Origin of the sequence: Pedobacter terrestris (assembly GCF_052343045.1) — a bacterium.
In the GTDB taxonomy this organism is placed as follows: domain Bacteria; phylum Bacteroidota; class Bacteroidia; order Sphingobacteriales; family Sphingobacteriaceae; genus Pedobacter.
Genome location: NZ_CP180264.1, coordinates 3,324,670 through 3,342,931 on the forward strand (window position 1 = coordinate 3,324,670; position 18,262 = coordinate 3,342,931).

Annotated in this window: 15 protein-coding genes; 7 read left to right on the forward strand and 8 right to left on the reverse strand. The window is 37.7% G+C overall.

All coding sequences use genetic code 11. The features are described from left to right. Positions 1-11 precede the first annotated feature (11 nt). The 8 genes from ACJVDH_RS14055 to rpsT all read right to left on the reverse strand — a co-directional run bounded on the left by ACJVDH_RS14055 (position 12) and on the right by rpsT (position 9,721). On the reverse strand, positions 12-2,819 hold the full coding sequence (locus ACJVDH_RS14055) for a TonB-dependent receptor domain-containing protein (protein ID WP_443944034.1): 2,808 nt from the start codon (positions 2,817-2,819) through the stop codon (positions 12-14). A gap of 113 nt (positions 2,820-2,932) precedes the next feature. After that, positions 2,933-3,451 carry an Mpo1 family 2-hydroxy fatty acid dioxygenase gene (locus tag ACJVDH_RS14060; protein ID WP_443944035.1) on the reverse strand — a complete coding sequence of 173 codons (519 nt, stop codon included), beginning with the start codon at positions 3,449-3,451 and terminating at the stop codon, positions 2,933-2,935. 115 nt (positions 3,452-3,566) lie between these two features. After that, on the reverse strand, positions 3,567-5,138 hold the full coding sequence (gene rny / locus ACJVDH_RS14065) for a ribonuclease Y (protein ID WP_443944036.1): 1,572 nt from the start codon (positions 5,136-5,138) through the stop codon (positions 3,567-3,569). Between the two features lie 271 nt (positions 5,139-5,409). Then, a complete protein-coding gene (locus tag ACJVDH_RS14070; protein ID WP_443944037.1) occupies positions 5,410-5,700 on the reverse strand; it encodes a cell division protein ZapA in 291 nt (96 codons plus the stop codon). A 34-nt stretch (positions 5,701-5,734) separates the two neighbouring features. Beyond that, positions 5,735-6,025 (reverse strand): hypothetical protein, encoded by a 291-nt coding sequence (locus tag ACJVDH_RS14075; protein ID WP_443944038.1) that lies wholly within the window; start codon positions 6,023-6,025, stop codon positions 5,735-5,737. 31 nt (positions 6,026-6,056) lie between these two features. Further along, complete coding sequence (gene pheT / locus ACJVDH_RS14080) at positions 6,057-8,456, reverse strand: phenylalanine--tRNA ligase subunit beta (RefSeq protein WP_443944039.1); 2,400 nt, start codon at positions 8,454-8,456, stop codon at positions 6,057-6,059. 241 nt (positions 8,457-8,697) lie between these two features. Further along, positions 8,698-9,396 carry a RadC family protein gene (gene radC, locus ACJVDH_RS14085; protein WP_443944040.1) on the reverse strand — a complete coding sequence of 233 codons (699 nt, stop codon included), beginning with the start codon at positions 9,394-9,396 and terminating at the stop codon, positions 8,698-8,700. A 70-nt stretch (positions 9,397-9,466) separates the two neighbouring features. After that, complete coding sequence (gene rpsT, locus ACJVDH_RS14090; RefSeq protein ID WP_090884174.1) at positions 9,467-9,721, reverse strand: 30S ribosomal protein S20; 255 nt, start codon at positions 9,719-9,721, stop codon at positions 9,467-9,469. Between the two features lie 279 nt (positions 9,722-10,000). On the opposite strand from rpsT, the gene purN reads away from it, so the two are divergent. The 7 genes from purN to rodA all read left to right on the forward strand — a co-directional run bounded on the left by purN (position 10,001) and on the right by rodA (position 18,232). Beyond that, a complete protein-coding gene (purN, locus tag ACJVDH_RS14095; protein ID WP_443944041.1) occupies positions 10,001-10,579 on the forward strand; it encodes a phosphoribosylglycinamide formyltransferase in 579 nt (192 codons plus the stop codon). A 163-nt stretch (positions 10,580-10,742) separates the two neighbouring features. Then, complete coding sequence (gene purH, locus ACJVDH_RS14100; RefSeq protein ID WP_443944042.1) at positions 10,743-12,269, forward strand: bifunctional phosphoribosylaminoimidazolecarboxamide formyltransferase/IMP cyclohydrolase; 1,527 nt, start codon at positions 10,743-10,745, stop codon at positions 12,267-12,269. Between the two features lie 240 nt (positions 12,270-12,509). Beyond that, a complete protein-coding gene (locus tag ACJVDH_RS14105; RefSeq protein ID WP_039478263.1) occupies positions 12,510-13,532 on the forward strand; it encodes a rod shape-determining protein in 1,023 nt (340 codons plus the stop codon). Positions 13,533-13,610: 78 nt separating this feature from the next. Beyond that, complete coding sequence (mreC, locus tag ACJVDH_RS14110) at positions 13,611-14,453, forward strand: rod shape-determining protein MreC (protein WP_443944043.1); 843 nt, start codon at positions 13,611-13,613, stop codon at positions 14,451-14,453. Further along, a complete protein-coding gene (locus ACJVDH_RS14115) occupies positions 14,443-14,958 on the forward strand; it encodes a rod shape-determining protein MreD (protein ID WP_443944044.1) in 516 nt (171 codons plus the stop codon). The genes mreC and ACJVDH_RS14115 overlap by 11 nt, the downstream gene beginning before the upstream one ends. Continuing rightward, complete coding sequence (gene mrdA, locus ACJVDH_RS14120; RefSeq protein WP_443944045.1) at positions 14,958-16,967, forward strand: penicillin-binding protein 2; 2,010 nt, start codon at positions 14,958-14,960, stop codon at positions 16,965-16,967. The genes ACJVDH_RS14115 and mrdA overlap by 1 nt, the downstream gene beginning before the upstream one ends. Beyond that, a complete protein-coding gene (gene rodA / locus ACJVDH_RS14125) occupies positions 16,967-18,232 on the forward strand; it encodes a rod shape-determining protein RodA (protein WP_443944046.1) in 1,266 nt (421 codons plus the stop codon). Before mrdA ends, rodA begins: the two co-directional genes overlap by 1 nt. The last annotated feature ends 30 nt before the right edge of the window (positions 18,233-18,262 follow it).

Here is an 18,262-nt window from a genome sequence, read left to right on the forward strand (position 1 = left end):
TTCTAGATTTTTTACTTATTAAATGATAAGTTGTAACTAAAGCTTAATGTGAAGTTAGTGCCATATTTTGTAGAGATATATTGTTTATCGACACTACTGTCAAAAGCTGTTTTGTCATCCATATTTAAGTAAAAGATGCTTCGCTGATTTAGAATATCACCAGCATTCAATTTTAACTCTGCCTTGTTTTTGAGAATTTTTTTGCTGATCTGAAAGTCGAGAACATCTCGCGCATTTTCCCATATATTTGGAATCAGAGTATTGCCAACAAAAGCAATTCGCTGTCCTACCCGGTTGTAGAGTCCAGTAAATGTGAGTCCGGTTGAAACGTTTGCATATTGCAACCCGGCATTAATCAAATAGGGAGATTGGCCTTGTAACGGACGGTCTGAGGCACCTAAGTTACCAAAACTTACTTTTGATTTAATATAGCTTAAATTGGCAAATACGGTTAAATCATTGAAAAAACCAGTGTCTTTAATAAAGTCAAATCGTTTACGAACATCAATTTCGGCTCCAAATGAGTAAGCTTTTTCTACATTCATGTAGTTAACTTCTCGTCGTTCCGGCGTACCCCCTTCATCTAAAGTTTGCTCAATTGCATTATTAAAATCTTTATAGAACAGAGAAAATGTTAACACTTCACCAGCACTTGGATAAATCTCATATCTCAAATCAGCATTATTGATTGCTCCACGTTTTAAAGATGGATTACCAACTGTAGAAGTTTGACTTACGAAATCATAAAATGCAAAAGGAGCCAATTCCCGAAGTTCAGGTCTCGAAACTGTCCTAGATGCAGACAATCTGAAATTACTTTTTTCGTTGATAGAATATGTATAATTGGCAGAGGGAAGAACATCGATAAAAGTTTCGTCAGAACTCGTAGAAACTCCGCTCAAATTTACATAATCAATATTTTGATAATAATGCTCTAAACGAGCTCCCCAACTTAGCCGAGATTTCTCACCAATATGATTATCAAACATCAGGTAGCCGGCATTCAACATAGATTGTGCTTCATATGAATCTGTATTACCTGTAAAATCCGTGAGATAAAAACCCCCACTTGTAGAAATATTCTGAGGTTGAAAAATCTGATCTTTCGGTAAGCTTAAAATAGTCTCATCATAAGAAGCAGATCCAGAAGAATTAAATTGGTAGTTGAATATTCTAGCATTAAAATCTCTAGTTTTATACATACTCAAAAAGCCAGCCTTTAAAGTGCTTTTTCTTTTGAACATGGTAAAAGGTAATGTATAATTAGCCAATGCGCCAAAGTCATTTTCCTTCATATCTGAAAAGAATCTACGACTATTTCGATCTACCAAAGAATAGCTGGTAGACCCTTCGCCACCTACCTGACGATAATATATTGATCTTAAATCTGGTTGATCGCGACTAATATTTGAATAATTCAGGTTCCAGTTGATCTTTTGGTCGGGCTTTTCAAATTGGTGTTCCCCTTCCAGTTGCGAATTAAATATTGTTTTGCGGCTTTTATCTGAGTTATTTAGGCGTAGGTTTGCATCAATATTGGTATTAAACCCATTACGATCTACATAAATATCTTCAAGCACATTATTGAGTAAATTCTTAAAACTGAACTTATTTTTCCCTTTCTTGTAGGTAATGTTTGCTAATGCACCAACATTCGTTGTGAAAACATTCTGGGTGTCGTTATAATCGTAATAAATGTCTCGGAAATCATTTTGGTAATCATTACGCGTTACAGGATTGATGTTCTGCGAATTCCTGTACGATAAAGACACTACGCTTCCGAGGGATCCTCCATTACTAAAGTCCTTACGATTACCCCATGTAATTTGATGGTTTTGCGAAGGTAAGGCTTTATAAATCTGCTCTCCGTAAGCATTTGGAAGTTGCTTAGTAAAATTAACTTTCTGTTGTGCGGTTAGCGGATTGTATTGTTGAAAAGATGAGGGAAATGAGGTGGGCAAATTTCGATCGGATCCGATTAATCCGAGATAATCTGAACCTTGACGTTGACTTGCTGTAAAGTCTTTAAATGTTGATTGTGTATTATATCCCCAACTCGTTGAAAAATTCAGGTAACTTTGATCTGGTACATCTTTCGTAACTACCTGTATAATTCCACCTGCAAAATCTCCGGGTAGTTCGGGAGATGCCGTTTTGTAAATGATAAGGTTATCAATCAAATTTGCTGGGATAATATCAAAAGAGAATGCTTTTTTATCTGGTTCTGTGGAAGGAAGCAACGAATTATTCAACATAGTTGTATTGTATCGATCTGCCAAACCTCTTATTACAACAAATTTATTATTTTGAATACTTGCCCCGCTTACACGCTTTAAAACCTCCGAAGTATTTCTATCTGGAGATCTTTGGATAATCTCTGATGATATTCCACTGGAAATAGCGATGCTATTTTTTTGCTGAGCATAAAGTGCATTGATGCTTTCCTTTTTGAATGAACCTTTAATGACTACATCAGAGAGATTTTGCGAATTTGATTCTTCTAAAACCACGTTTAGGCTAGTCACTTTGCCATCTATAACTTCGATATCCGAAATTTCTTTACCAAGATAACCTACATATTGATAGGTTAGAGCATATTTTCCTTTGGACAAATTTGATATTGAATACTTTCCATCAACATCCGTTGCTATTCCTTTATTTGTTCCTTTAACCTTAACGCTAACCCCAATCAGGGTTTCGCCGGTTTTCTTATCCGTTACTGTACCGGAAATTTTAGCCGTTTGAGCATAAACAGCTACGCTTATAAAAGATACCAGTAAAGTTAGTACTGTCTTTTTTAGATTAGTAATAATATTCAAGTTGCCTTATTTTAGTTTCCGCCACAAAACTATTACGGCAATGTTAGCTTTAAGTTAGATGTTAATTAACATTTGCTTAGCTTAAAGTTAAAATAATGTTAGCCAACTTCAGCTTAGTACTGAATACCTGCCCTCTTACATATAAAATGCAATAACCAGATTGGCCCGATTAATAAAAACTTAACATCATCCAAAAAACTCGGCTTTTTGCCTTCAATTTTATGACCGATAAATTGGCCAAGCCATGAAGCAATAAAAATGAATGCATATATGGCATATGCAGTGCCACTACCCAATCCTACCAATTGTTCTATTTTAACAATTATGTAGCTCATTAAACCTACAACCCAAATCATCATAAAAAAAAGAACAGGCGATAGCGTAAAATAGTAGTATAAACTGAAAGCCAGCAAAAAAGAAGCCCAATTGAAGAAACCATTATAAGCTCCTAAAAAACCAATATGCGGAAATGGAATCTGCCAAACTAACCCCAACAAGCTAAATACGATTAACGGAACACAGATCCAGTGTACCATTTTGTTGGTTGGGTTCTGATGGCTCTCTGCATATTTATCAAACAACACATCAATCGGGCGTTTTGCCTTTAAGTTTTTTATACTCGGTTTACTCATTTGTGGTAAAATTAAGAAAAAATTCAATGTTCAGTTTAACAATAGCTGCTGTCTTTTTTGATCATAAAAAAAGCGATGATAAAATCATCGCCTTTAACCTAATAATTAATTGTTACTATTTTGCAAAAGCTACCGATCGCGTTTCACGGATTACGGTTACTTTAATTTGGCCGGGATACGTCATTTCCGTTTGGATACGGGTAGAAATATCTGCTGCCAGCAACTCAGCCTGCGCATCTGTTACACGTTCGCTTTCTACCACAACACGCAACTCACGACCGGCCTGAATGGCAAATGTCTTTTCTACACCTGGATAAGACAAAGCAAGTTCTTCCAAGTCTTTCAAACGTTTGATGTAACTTTCTACAACTTCCCTACGTGCACCCGGACGCGCGCCAGAAATGGCATCACAAGCCTGAACGATTGGAGAAATTAACGATGTCATTTCTATTTCATCATGGTGGGCTCCAATTGCGTTACAAACTTCAGGATGTTCTTTATATTTTTCTGCAAGTTGCATACCCAAAATTGCGTGTGGCAATTCCGGATTATCATCCGGAACTTTACCAATATCATGCAGCAATCCGGCACGTTTAGCTAATTTTGCATTTAATCCAAGTTCTGCTGCCATAGTTGCGCAGAAATTAGCTACCTCTCTAGAATGGTGTAATAAATTTTGACCATAAGATGAACGGTAACGCATACGCCCAACCATTCGGATAAGTTCTGGATGAAGACCATGAATACCCAAATCAATTACAGTACGTTCACCGATTTCAATAATTTCATCTTCAATTTGTTTCTTGGTTTTGGCTACAATTTCTTCAATACGCGCCGGGTGTATACGACCGTCTGTAACCAAACGGTGTAAAGCCAAGCGGGCAATTTCACGTCTTACCGGATCAAATCCCGATAAGATAATTGCCTCTGGTGTATCATCAACAATAATTTCAATTCCTGTAGCGGCTTCAAGTGCGCGGATATTCCGGCCTTCACGACCAATAACACGGCCTTTAATTTCGTCACTTTCAATATGAAATATAGAAACAGAATTTTCGATCGCAGCTTCTGTAGCTGTACGCTGGATGGTTTGAATAACTACTTTCTTAGCCTCTTTGCTGGCGGTTAACTTTGCTTCATCAACAATGTCTTTTACTTGCATCATCGCTTGTGTACGGGCTTCCTGTTTCAGATTTTCAACCAATTGTTCCTTGGCTTCATCAGCAGAAAGGCCAGCAATGCTTTCTAGTTGTGTTAGATGCTGTTTTTTTAAAACTTCAACTTCATCTTGTTTTTTTACAGCCAAATCGGTCTGTTTTTCAAGATTAGACTTTACTTTATCAATTTCCTGTTCTTTTTTATGCAGGTTTTCAGTACGTTGATTTACAGATTGTTCTTTCTGTTTTATTGTATTTTCGCGTTGATTAATGGTATTATTCTTAGAGTTAACCTCTTGCTCATGCTCCGCCTTTAACTGTAAAAATTTCTCTTTTGCTTCTAAAAGTTTATTCTTTTTTAAAATTTCTGCATTATTTTCTGCGTCTTTTAAAATCTTCTTCACTTTGTTTTGAGCGGCAATTTCCTGTTGTTTTAACAGGTTGCGAAGTAGGTATCTCCCCACCACTATCCCGATAACCAAACCTGTAATTAAGGCAAATAGGTATCCTAATATTTCAACTGTTTCCATTTTGTTTTATAAGTAAAAAAAAACCGCAACTAATTTTTTAAAGTTTCATCATTTTAAACCTCAACTAAGCATAATTAGGATTTAAGCCATTTTCAGATGAATGAACAAATGAAATCCGCCCTCTTAACCCTATAGATATTGAAGTGTTAAGTTTTATAAATTTTGAAACTCAAAAACTAGCTGCGGCTATATTTTTGTGCTAATATAATAAAGCATTAGCCATATTGATATGATCAGTATAACCAGTACTTTAAAAGAACGTACCTTTTTTTTATTTAGTGAAGAACCCGTTTAATAAACCATCCAACTCTTCGACTTTATCGGCAACAGCAGTATCTTGGTTTTGAACTTTATTTTCTGTTCTCAAAACGGCAGTTGCATAATGCAAAACGGCCATTGAAAGTAGATCCTGCTTATCTCTAACCGCATAATTTTCCTGATAGTCTTTTATGCGTTCATTGATCATTTTTGCCGCCCGTCTCACAATTTCTTCTTCTTCCATGTTTACCTTTAAGGGGTAAATGCGGTCGGAAATGGTTATTTTAATCGAGATTTCTCCCATTGTTTAGCTTAGTTTCAGATTTTTACGCATTGTGTTATTTTTTCAGCAATGCGATACTTTTATCAATCTCCCGCACAAAATCGTTAATTTTCTGTTTAATATCAAGCGATTTCTCACTTGTTCCCTCAATGCTTTTCGCCAATTTTGTAACTCTGATTTTTTCTTCCAGATCTACATTTTTGGTTTTTGCGGTATCCACTGCAACTTTTAACGATTGATTTTCAAGCTTTAATAAATCATTTTCTTCCTGTAACGCATTACACAACTCGATCAATCGGGTTGTTTTTTGTAATACTTTATCTAATTGATCTGCAACAGAAGCCATGAATTTATTTCTAAAAATACGAATTAATATTTTATTTCCTAATTTCTGCGCCGGCTTGTTGCGTTAAATTCGCCATTAACTTCTGCATTGTGCTATCTATCTGCTTATCTGTCAATGTTTGCTCTTCATCTTGCAAAATAAAGTTCAAAGCGTAAGATTTTTTGCCTTCTGGCAGTTTATCGCCTTCGTACACATCAAAAACACCAACATCCTTAATCAGTTTCTTGTCGGTTTTAAAGGCAATACCTTTAAGTGTTTCAAAAGTAACAGACAGATCAATCAACAAAGATAAATCTCTTCGTACCTGAGGGTATTTTGACACCTCTTTATTTACGATTTTATTTTTACGGATAATATCCAACAAAGTTGCCCAATCAAAATCTGCATAGAAAACCTCCGCATTTACGTCGGCAAGTTTCCGATCAGCTTTTGTTGCTGCACCGAAATTTACCAGGGTTTTGTCTCCTCGGAAGTATTTAATTCCGTAAGCGAAATTTTCATCATTTAATACGTCAGTCTGGAAACTTGAAATGCCCAAACGCGAAATAATTGCATCTACCGCTGCTTTTAAGTTATAAAAACTTACCGACTTTGAAGCCTGGTTCCATTGTTCGCTTTGTTTACCTCCAGAAATAAGCAATAACAAACGCGGGCGTTCTACATATTTTTCGTTAATGAGGTGATAGGTTTTACCAAATTCATAAAACTTCACATCTGCATTTTTACGGTTTTGATTGTATGTTACACTCTCTAACGCGGGCATTAAAAGATTTTGGCGCATTACATTCAAATCGCTGCTTAATGGATTTAAAATAAAAACGGCTTCATTCAGATTTTTAGAATACGCAGATTTAGTTAAAGAATTGCATAAAATTTCTGCGTAACCATTAGCGGCCAACATATCTGCAACCACATTTTGTGTATTTTCTTTATCCGGATGATTAGAATAAGACAAAGATGCATTTACCTTTTTCGGGATTTCAATGTTATTGTATCCATAAATCCTCAAAACCTCTTCTGTAATATCACACTCGCGGGTAACATCAACTTTATATGAAGGCACTCTTAGCGCCAAAGTATCTTCTGATGTTTTGCTTGCGGAAATGCCAAGTGCGGTAATAATACTTTTGATTTCTGCCGAAGGGATATTTGCTCCAATCAATTTATTGATGTTTGTGAAACTTACTTCAAACTCGAAAGGTTTTATGTGTTTTGGATAAAAATCAGAAATAGATGAAGAAATTTCGCCGCCGGCAATTTCTTTAATCAGCAAAGCAGCATATTTTAAGGCAATTACTGTAATCTCCGGATCAGTACCGCGTTCGTAACGGAACGATGCGTCTGTTTTCAGGCCATGTTTTTTTGATGTTTTACGTACAGATACGGAGTTAAAATATGCACTTTCCAGAAACACATTTTTAGTCTCCGTACTAACACCAGAGCTTTTACCGCCAAATACACCAGCAATACACATTGGTTCTTCAGCATTGCAAATCATCAAATCTTCTGCATTCAGCTTGCGTTCAACATCGTCTAAAGTAGTAAAAGGTGTACCTTCTGCAACTTTTTTAACGATAACTTTTCCTCCAGCAATCCGATCGGCATCAAAAGCATGTAACGGCTGCCCCAAACCATGTAAAATATAGTTCGTAATATCAACCACATTATTAATAGGACGAAGTCCGATAACTTTCAGTTTGTCTTTCAACCAGTCTGGCGATTCTTTTACCGTAACGTTTGAGATGGTTAAACTGCTGTACCGCGGACAAGCGTCTTCGTCTTCTACAGTTACAGGAATAACCAGATTTTCATTATCTACTTTAAATTCAGCAAGATCCGGAATTTCATAAGTAGATCTGAAATAGGCAGCCAAATCGCGGGCAACGCCTAAATGCGAAGCAGCATCAGCACGGTTTGGCGTTAAGCCGATTTCAAAAACGAAATCGTCTTCCATCTCAAAATAGTCTTTTGCCCGTTGGCCAACCTCAGTTTCGGCCGGTAAAACCATAATTCCGTCGTGAGATTTGCCAAGTCCAATTTCATCTTCCGCGCAAATCATTCCTTGAGATACTTCTCCTCTGATTTTGGATTCCTTAATTTTGAAAGGTTCTCCTTCTAGCGGATATACCGTTGTACCAACTGTGGCGACAACAACTTTTTGTCCGGCGGCAACATTTGGTGCGCCACAAACAATTTGCAGATTTTCTGCCCCACCTACACTTACTGTAGTAACCCTTAACCGATCTGCATTTGGATGCTGAACGCAGGTTAAAACTTCGCCAATAACCAAACCTTCCAAACCGCCAATCACTGGCTGAACTTTTTCTACACTTTCAACCTCCAAACCAACATTGGTCAGAATTAAAGAAAGTTCTTGTGGTGTTTTGTCTATTTGAACGAACTGTTTTAGCCAGTTATATGATATTTTCATTTTAGCGTATGAAGTTTAAGTTGGGCGTAAAGATCTTTCTTATGGCTACAACTCGGATTTTATAAAACGCAAAGATAATATTCTAGCCGAAACGTTTAATGTAAAGATGAGATTTATAGCAAAAAGCTGAGAATTTTTAGCGTTTAAAGCTATATAGAACAGTCATGTTTAATGTGCGATCTGGGGTTTATGGATAAAAACATCCTTTCTGAGGTAAACGCAACGCTAACGGATAAACATTTTAAATACAGTCATGATCGCGATAGCTGTAATAATCATTTAAACCAAACACAATATGATCTGCAACAAAAAGATTAAGGGCCTGCCCTACGCTAACCAGATTCTTCGTGATTTTATTATCCGCATCGCTTGGTTTAACATTGCCAGATGGATGATTGTGGGTCAAAATCAGGCTGGCAGCATTGTGCTGCAGGGCAATTTTAAAAATAATTTTTGCATCTACAACTGTGCCCGATTGGCCTCCTCTACTGATCAAATGTTTACCCAATACATGATTGGCACGATTGAGCAAGATAATCCAAAACTCCTCATGATCCAGATCAGCGAGCGTATTGCGCATGTAATCGTAACCATCTCTTGCCGTTGTAATTTTAAAGGCGGTTTCGGTATCCTTTTCGCGCCGCCTTAAGCCCAATTCCAGTGCAGCAACTATAGATATTGCTTTAGCTTCTCCAATACCTTTAAACTTAGATAAATCTGCAATAGAGGCTGTTCCAAGTTTAAAAAGGTTATGGCCATAAGAAGCCAAAATTCGTTTACTCAGATCTACAGCAGTTTCCTGAGCATTTCCTGAACCGATAAGTATGGCAATAAGTTCTGCATCTGTTAAATGCCGCCGACCGTGCAGAAGCAATTTTTCACGCGGCCGATCTTCTTCTGCCCACAGTTTGATCCCCAGTTTATGATTGTAGTTCTCCATTTTTTACGAAACAAAAAAAGCATCCCAACTTTTGGTTGGGATGCCGTTTCTAATATCGTAAAAAATTGGCTTATTTTAAACCGTTAACGAATTTCGTTAATTTTGATTTATTGTTAGCCGCTTTGTTTTTGTGGATTACATTTTTCTTAGCTAAACGATCTAGCATAGAAATTACTTTAGGCAATAATTCTGAAGCAGAATTTTTATCTTCAGCTGCACGTAATCTTTTAATAAAAGTACGAGTAGTTTTTGCCTGATACCTGTTACGTAAACGTTTTGTTGCGTTTGCTCTAATTCTTTTTAATGAAGATTTATGATTTGCCATTTTTATTTAGCCTTTATTTTTTTCTTTAATCGTTTCCTATAATTCGGGTTGCAAATATAGAGTTATTGTTTTAAAATAACAAAACAGTTTTCAACTTTTTTCTTCTTTATATTTTTTTCCCTTCAGCACGGCAAATATAAGGGTATTGGATGATTTTCAGCGATTTAGTTTATGCCTTTGTTATAATGCCATTCTATGCGATCGCATTCTATCGGTAACATTATCAATTTTTATTAGAATAAAAACATTAAAATATTAATTTTGGAAAAACGAATCTGAGTGAAAAAACGAATAGCCATCTTTGCATCCGGTTCTGGGTCTAACGCACAGAAGCTCATGGAGCATTTCAAAAGGAGTAACGAAATCGAAATTGCTTTGGTTTTAACCAACAATCCGGATGCATATGTATTGCAACGCGCAGACAATTTCGAAATCCCGACACATATTTTTGATAAGAACGAATTTTACAAAACCGAAGACGTTATTGATCTACTCAGAAATCTCGATATAGATTTTATAGTCTTGGCGGGCTTTTTATGGCTAATCCCTAAAAGTTTGATCAGCGCATATCCTGGCAGAATTGTAAATATCCATCCGGCTTTATTGCCTAAATATGGTGGCAAAGGCATGTATGGAGATTTTGTACACCATGCCGTACTGGCTGCAGGCGAGCCTGAAGGCGGCATTACCATTCATTATGTGAATGAACATTATGATGAAGGAGAATACATTTATCAGGCGCGCTACAAAATTGACAAGGGCGACAGCCTGGAGATGGTAAAATTTAAAGGCCAGCAACTGGAGCACCTGCACTATCCCAAGGTTGTAGAAACGCTGGTAAAAAAAGTCAAGAAATAGGGTTTTAGCCTGCTAGAGCTGAGCAAATGATCGTTTCTGAATCTAAAAACCCTCCATTTAAACAAAGTTTTTTTATTCACACAAAAAAAATACAATAACAGAGGGTTTACATTTCATAAACCGTGGGGTTTTACTACCTTTGCGGCTCAAAATTTCGAGTAGAATGAGTCAATCCATTAAAATCAAAAACGCTTTAATTTCAGTATATTATAAAGATGGTTTAGCGCCATTGGTAAAATTGTTAGCCGAACAGGGTGTGCAACTATTCTCTACAGGTGGTACAGAACAATTTATCAGGGATTTGAATTTACCGGTTACAGCCGTTGAAGATTTAACGGGTTACCCGTCAATTTTAGGTGGAAGGGTAAAAACCTTGCATCCAAAAGTATTTGGTGGTATTTTAAACCGCAGAGCTTTAGCTGGCGATCAGGAACAGATTTCGCAATATGAAATTCCGGAAATTGACCTTGTGATTGTAGATCTTTATCCCTTTGAAGAAACAGTAAAAGCAGGTGGAACAGCTGAAGAAATTATTGAGAAAATAGATATCGGCGGAATTTCACTTATCCGCGCAGCTGCAAAAAACTTTAACGATGTAGTTATCATCGCATCTAAAAATGATTATCCAAGATTACAGGCACAGTTAGAAGAACAAAATGGCGAAACAACCATAGCACAACGCAAAGCTTACGCTAAAAAAGCTTTCCATACCTCTTCTCATTACGATACTGCAATATTTAACTACTTTAATCAGGAAGATCCTCTTTATGTTTTCAAACAAAGTGTAACCGAAGCCAAAACACTTCGCTACGGAGAAAACCCTCACCAGGGCGGTGTATTTTATGGCGACCTGGATGCAATGTTTACCAAATTAAATGGGAAAGAACTTTCCTACAATAACCTGGTAGATGTTGATGCGGCTGTTGCGCTTATTGATGAGTTTGAAGAACCAACTTTTGCTATTTTAAAACATACAAACGCTTGCGGTGTAGCCTCACGCGAAACGGTTAAACAAGCATGGATTGATGCTTTAGCCTGCGATCCGGTTTCTGCTTTTGGGGGTGTGTTAATTACCAACAGAGAAGTAGATTTGGCTACAGCAGAAGAAATCAACAATTTATTTTTCGAAGTGTTAATCGCGCCTTCTTATCAAAAAGAAGCAGTAGAATTGTTCAGCAAGAAGAAAAACCGCGTAATATTACAACGCAACGAGGTAGAATTGAGTAAAAAACAATTCAAAACCTTATTAAACGGTGTGATTGAACAAGATAAAGATTTGGTAATTGAAGGACCAGAGCAAATGACTACCGTTACGGAAAAAGCACCAAGCGAACAGCAATTAAAGGATTTATTCTTCGCAAATAAAATTGTTAAACATACCAAATCCAACACAATTGTATTGGTTAAGGACGATGTTTTAATCTCGAGCGGCGTTGGTCAAACTTCACGTGTTGATGCTTTAAAACAGGCAATAGAAAAAGCGGCTTCTTTCGGTTTTTCTGTTCAGGGTGCTGCAATGGCCTCTGATGCTTTTTTCCCTTTCCCGGATTGTGTAGAAATTGCTGCTGAAGCCGGAATTGCTGTGGTTTTACAACCTGGTGGTTCTATTAAAGATGCAGATTCTGTTGCAAAAGCCAATGAAAAAGGAATTGCAATGGTAACTACAGGAGTAAGACACTTTAAACACTAACCGCTTTAGCGGAGAGCGGAGAGCGGCAAGAAAAAGCTTAAAGCAAAAAGTAGACAGATTAAGGCGCTTTTTAAGAAACTTTAGGCCTGAGGCTTTCAGCTTTAGGCGCTCAGCTTTAATACAAATTAATTGCCTGTAAAACAATTTATTGATTGAAGAGATAGGACTTGAGACAATAAAAAAGCTATTTTTACATTTAGGATATATATAGTTTAAAAAACATAAAGACATACACCTTACATGGGATTATTCAATTGGTTTACGCAAGAGGTTGCCATAGATTTGGGCACAGCGAACACCCTAATTATACATAACGACAAAGTAGTTGTAGATGAACCATCTATTGTTGCTTTTGATCGTACGACAAACAAGGTTATTGCCATTGGCCGTCAGGCGATGCAAATGGAGGGAAAAACCCACGATAATATTAAAACTGTGCGTCCGCTGAAAGATGGAGTTATTGCCGATTTCAATGCTGCTGAAGCAATGATTAAAGGCATGATCCGAATGCTGAATGGCGGTAAAGGCTGGATGTTTCCATCCTTACGTATGGTAATTTGTATTCCTTCTGGGATTACTGAAGTGGAAAAACGTGCCGTGCGCGATTCTGCCGAAATTGCCGGTGCAAAAGAGGTTTACCTGATTCACGAACCTATGGCTGCTGCCGTTGGTATTGGAATTGACGTAGAAGAACCGATGGGTAATATGATTATCGATATTGGTGGCGGAACTACAGAAATTGCAGTTATTGCTTTATCTGGTATTGTTTGCGATCAATCTATCCGCGTTGCGGGAGACAATTTCGACTCTGATATTGTAAACTACATTCGCCGCCAACACAACATTATGATTGGCGACCGTACGGCAGAAAAAATTAAAATTGAAGTTGGTGCTGCCTTGCCAGAATTGCAGGATGCGCCTTCTGATTTTGCGGTTCAAGGTCGTGATTTAATGACTGGTGTACCAAAACAAATCACCGTGTCTTATACAGAAATAGCACACTGTCTGGATAAATCCATTTCCAAAATTGAGGAAGCGATTTTAAAAGCTTTGGAGATTACCCCACCAGAACTTTCTGCAGATATTTATCAAACCGGGATTTATTTAACCGGTGGTGGCGCTTTACTTAGAGGTTTGGATAAACGCGTTGCAGCCAAAACAAAATTACCGGTACATGTGGCAGAAGATCCATTACGTGCTGTGGTACGTGGTACCGGAATCGCCTTAAAAAATATTGGCGGATATAAATTTTTAATGCAGTAAATTAGATGCGAGATAGGAGATTTAAGAATAAAACCTGAATCTCCTATCTCAAATCTTCCGTCTTAAATCTCAATAGCAATGCGTAACCTTTGGATTTTCATAAGCAGATACAACGCATTTTTCCTGTTCATCATTTTTTTCCTTATTGGCATTTACCTAACGGTGAAAAATAATGGTTATCAGCGCAGCATTACTTTAAACTCCACAAATGAAGTTGTGGGTACAGCTTACGAACGTTTAAATGTTTTTAAACGTTACCTTAATCTGGGCATCGTGAACGATAGTTTGGCGGCAGAAAATGCCAGACTTAAAACACATATTTTAGCTTTAACTACGGTAGATTCTGCCAAAGATGTTAAGGTTATTGATACACTTACCAACCAACAATATACCTATCTTGCAGCAAAAGTGATCAAAAATTCAATCACCTTGCGCAACAACATCATTACCATTAACAAAGGAAAACTAGATGGAATAGCCGAAGGAATGGCCGTTATTGCACCCCAAAAAGGTGTTGTTGGCTTTATTCGCGATGTTTCTGATCATCTGGCAACTATACAATCGCTTTTGCACAAAGATACAAAGGTGAGTGTAACACTTAAAAAAAGTAATGCGCTCGGATCTTTGGTTTGGGGCGATAACAACTTCGATATAAGAAAGGGCTTTATCAAAGAAGTGCCCAATCACATTAAAATGTTCGTTGGCGATACCGTCGTAACCTCCGGTTTTGCATCTTTTCCTGCCGGAATCCTGGTGGGCAAAATTACCAAGACAAATGTCGTAACCAATGATAATTTCTTATCGGCAGAATTAAATCTTTTTACCGATTTTGGAACCTTACAGTATGTTTATGTAATTAAGGACAAGCTGGCTCCAGAACAAAAAACATTAGAAAGCGTAGCAAAGGCAAATGAACAGTAGAATCATCATTGTAAATGTAATCCGTTGGTTCATCCTTCTTTTTGTGCAGATTTTCCTGCTCAAAAATATGGGCTTTTATGATCTATCTACTCCTTTTATTTACATCTTATTTTTATTATTGCTGCCCTTTGGCATGCCAAATATCATCCTTTTTCTCCTGGCATTTGGCACCGGTTTAACCTTAGATGCTTTTTACGATACACTAGGCGTACATGCTACTGCCTGCGTAGTACTTGCATTTGTACGAATATCGTTTATCAACATCAGCTTAAACCGCGATTCTATCGATGATCCCGAACCTTCGTTAAGTTATATGGGCTTCAGGTGGTTTGCACTTTATGCTTTACTTTGTGTGCTTGCGCATCATTTGGTCCTATTCTTTCTGGAGACATTTAAATTAACCGAAATTGCCTATACATTGATGAGATGCGGCCTAAGTTGTATCTTTACCTTACTGCTGATTTTATTGGTAGAATTTATATTCTTTAGAAGAAGGGCGCGTTAATGGATCAGTTGTTCAACCGAAAATACATCATCCAGGGTTTATTTATTGTTGTTGTACTCATTTTGCTGGGAAAGTTGTTTTATATCCAGATTGTGAGTGATAAATATTTTCTTTCTGCAGAAAGTAATGTCTTACGCCGGATTTATAAATATCCCGCACGTGGAGCCATTCTGGATCGCAATATGAAAGTTATTGTACAGAATGAACCCGTGTATGATTTAATGGTTACACCAAATGAGGTGAAGGAATTTGATACCGTTGCTCTCGCAAAAGCCTTAAATATCGAAATTGACGGTGTGCGCGAAAAAATGCGGAGAGCGAAACTAAAATCTACTTACCAGGCCACTTTCTTTGAACGCCAGATTTCCGTGCAAAGTTATGCCCGTTTACAGGAAATTATGTACAAGTTTCCGGGTTTCAGAACTCAGGACAGAACCATCAGACATTATCCGGATAGTGTGGCGGGCCAATTATTCGGTTATGTGAAAGAGGTAAGTCCGAAAGACATTGAAAAATCTGAAGGGTATTATCGCCCTGGTGATTTTATCGGAAAAAGCGGACTTGAACTTTCTTACGAAGAATATCTGCGTGGCGAAAAAGGCGTCATCAACACGCTTTACGATGTACATAATGTGCCGCAAGGGAGTTATGCTGATGGAAAATACGACATTAATGCCGTTACCGGCGAGCGCCTAATTTCTTCTTTGGATATCCGCATCCAGCGACTGGGAGAAGAATTGATGCAGAACAAAGTTGGTGCAATTGTAGCCATTGAACCTGCAACAGGTGAAATTTTAGCTTTTGTGAGCAGTCCGGGTATAGATCCAAACCAGTTTGTAGGAAAAGACTGGGGTAAAAACTACATGAAATTATTGGCTAATCCGTATCGCCCGCAACTTATTCGGCCAGTTGCTGGTCAATATTCTCCAGGTTCTTCATTTAAACCAGTGGATGCTTTGGTTGCCCTTCAGGATGGAGCAATAGATCCAAGCACCACTTTTAATTGTCCGGGTTATTATATGGCCGGAAATCACAAGGTGAAATGTGAACACGTAGATGGAACAATCAATATGCAACGCGGCATTGCCCGGAGTTGTAATACCTATTTCTGCCACGTTTTCCAAAATATCATTACTAAGAATGGTATGAAAAACCAACGCCAAACCTATGCGAACTGGCATGAACAAATTTCTAAGTGGGGTTTTGGTAAAGAATTGGGCATAGATATGCCTTTTGAAAAGAAAGGTATCTTTTATCCGGCAGAGCATTATGATAAAATTTATGGCAAGCGCTGGGGCTATACTACTGTAATTTCGCAAGCTATTGGTCAGGGCGAAATTACTTCTACCCCACTCCAAATGGCAAACGTTATGGCGGCAATTGCCAACCGTGGATACTATATTAAGCCGCATTTAATTAAAGGCATTGGCGATAAGAAAGTAGTAAAAAAAGAATATGTAGAGAAAAACTATGTTGGTGTTGATGCGAAATATTTTACGCCGGTTATTGAAGGTATGCGCGATGCAGTAAATGCACCTTGGGGAACTGCAAAGCAATCGCAAATCAATAACATCTTAATGTGCGGAAAAACCGGAACGGTTCAAAATCCACACGGTAAAAACCACTCTGTATTTATTGGTTTTGCCCCAATGGATAATCCAAAAATCGCCATTGCTGTAATTGTGGAAAATGGTGGTTTTGGCGGAAGTTATGCCGCGCCAATTTCGAGTTTTATCGTAGAAAAATATCTGACAGACACCATTAAGCCTAGAGGGAATGGTTACACGGTTAAAGCTTTTGCAGAAACCAATTTGCTCCCAACTATTATCGATAAAACTAAAAAACCGAAATTATCTAAAATAGATAGCCTGCAAATTAAAAAAACAGATTCTTTAAAGCGTGTAAAAGACAGCTTGAAAATAAAAACACCGGTTCTGAAACAAACTGTTGCAATTAAACCCCGGTTAATTAACACACTAAACACCAATAAAACAACCGCTCAACAGTAATGCAACAGCAGCAAGGAAACCGTTTCTTTTTTAACGTAGATTGGATTACCGTACTCATCTATATTGCCTTGTGTGCCGTAGGTTTTGTAAACATTTATGCTTCTATTTACAATCCGGATAAAGCCATCGGTTTTGATTTTACCAGCAGTTATGGCAAGCAATTAATCTACATTATCACCGGATTAATTCTGGGTTTATCTATATTACTTTTTGATGGCCGTTTATTTAATGTATTTGCACCTTTTATTTATGGCGCTACGATTTTATTGCTCATTGCAGTATTATTTGTTGGTCGTAATGTTGGTGGCAACCAGGCTTGGATTCCGTTGGGGTCTTTCCGTTTACAACCTTCAGAATTTGCAAAATTTGGTACTTCATTATTGTTGGCCAGGTACGTCAGTACTTTCAACCCGAAGTTTAGAGACATTAAAACCATCGCCATTGCCGCATTAATTGTGCTTATGCCTTTAATGCTGATTATGCTACAACCAGATACCGGTTCTGCTTTGGTATTTTTGGCCTTTATGTTCCCGCTCTATCGCGAAGGTTTATCCGGATATTTTTTATTGGTTTTTTTGGGTATGATTGCCCTGTTTATTGCAGATTTCCTTGTTCCTACATCAATACTCATTACCATTATTGTTGCCATTGGTGCGCTATTTATTTATGCCAATAAACGCAAACAAAAACTAATAATCACAACGGTGCTGGTTACTATTGTTGCGGTTGCTTACCTGTTTGTTGTACGTATTGCTTTTGACAAGGTTTTACAGCCTCACCAAAAAACACGTATTGAGTTAATGCTTGGATTAAAAACCGACAATAAAGGTGCCGGTTACAATGTAATTCAATCGCAGATTGCGATTGGCTCCGGACAGGCAACGGGCCGCGGATGGTTGCAAGGAACGCAAACCAAATACGGCTATGTACCCGAACAGAGCACAGATTTTATTTTCTCAACAGTAGGCGAAGAATGGGGTTTTGCTGGTTGCGCCGTCGTTGTCGGACTATATACTTTTCTCCTGCTGCGTTTGGTTAACATGGCAGAAAGACAACGTTCTACTTTCTCTCGTGTATACGGCTACAGTGTAGCTTGCATTTTATTTTTCCACGTGTTTATTAATGTCGGCATGACGATTGGCATCATTCCAGTTATTGGAATCCCTTTACCTTTAATAAGTTACGGAGGTTCTTCATTATGGAGTTTTACCATACTCTTGTTTATCTTCCTTAAATTGGATTCTAACCGGATGGGTTTTATTTAAACTGAAAGAAATACCGATACGGGCCTAAAA

Bases quoted from the DNA above. Each gene is read 5' to 3' on its own strand.
- ACJVDH_RS14115 (WP_443944044.1), top strand. From the start codon at position 14,443: ATGAACAGTAGAATCATCATTGTAAATGTAATCCGTTGGTTCATCCTT.
- mreC (WP_443944043.1), top strand. From the start codon at position 13,611: ATGCGTAACCTTTGGATTTTCATAAGCAGATACAACGCATTTTTCCTG.
- rpsT (WP_090884174.1), bottom strand. From the start codon at position 9,721: ATGGCAAATCATAAATCTTCATTAAAAAGAATTAGAGCAAACGCAACA.
- mrdA (WP_443944045.1), top strand. From the start codon at position 14,958: ATGGATCAGTTGTTCAACCGAAAATACATCATCCAGGGTTTATTTATT.
- pheT (WP_443944039.1), bottom strand. From the start codon at position 8,456: ATGAAAATATCATATAACTGGCTAAAACAGTTCGTTCAAATAGACAAA.
- ACJVDH_RS14105 (WP_039478263.1), top strand. From the start codon at position 12,510: ATGGGATTATTCAATTGGTTTACGCAAGAGGTTGCCATAGATTTGGGC.
- ACJVDH_RS14070 (WP_443944037.1), bottom strand. From the start codon at position 5,700: ATGGGAGAAATCTCGATTAAAATAACCATTTCCGACCGCATTTACCCC.
- ACJVDH_RS14075 (WP_443944038.1), bottom strand. From the start codon at position 6,025: ATGGCTTCTGTTGCAGATCAATTAGATAAAGTATTACAAAAAACAACC.
- rny (WP_443944036.1), bottom strand. From the start codon at position 5,138: ATGGAAACAGTTGAAATATTAGGATACCTATTTGCCTTAATTACAGGT.
- radC (WP_443944040.1), bottom strand. From the start codon at position 9,396: ATGGAGAACTACAATCATAAACTGGGGATCAAACTGTGGGCAGAAGAA.
- purH (WP_443944042.1), top strand. From the start codon at position 10,743: ATGAGTCAATCCATTAAAATCAAAAACGCTTTAATTTCAGTATATTAT.
- ACJVDH_RS14060 (WP_443944035.1), bottom strand. From the start codon at position 3,451: ATGAGTAAACCGAGTATAAAAAACTTAAAGGCAAAACGCCCGATTGAT.
- rodA (WP_443944046.1), top strand. From the start codon at position 16,967: ATGCAACAGCAGCAAGGAAACCGTTTCTTTTTTAACGTAGATTGGATT.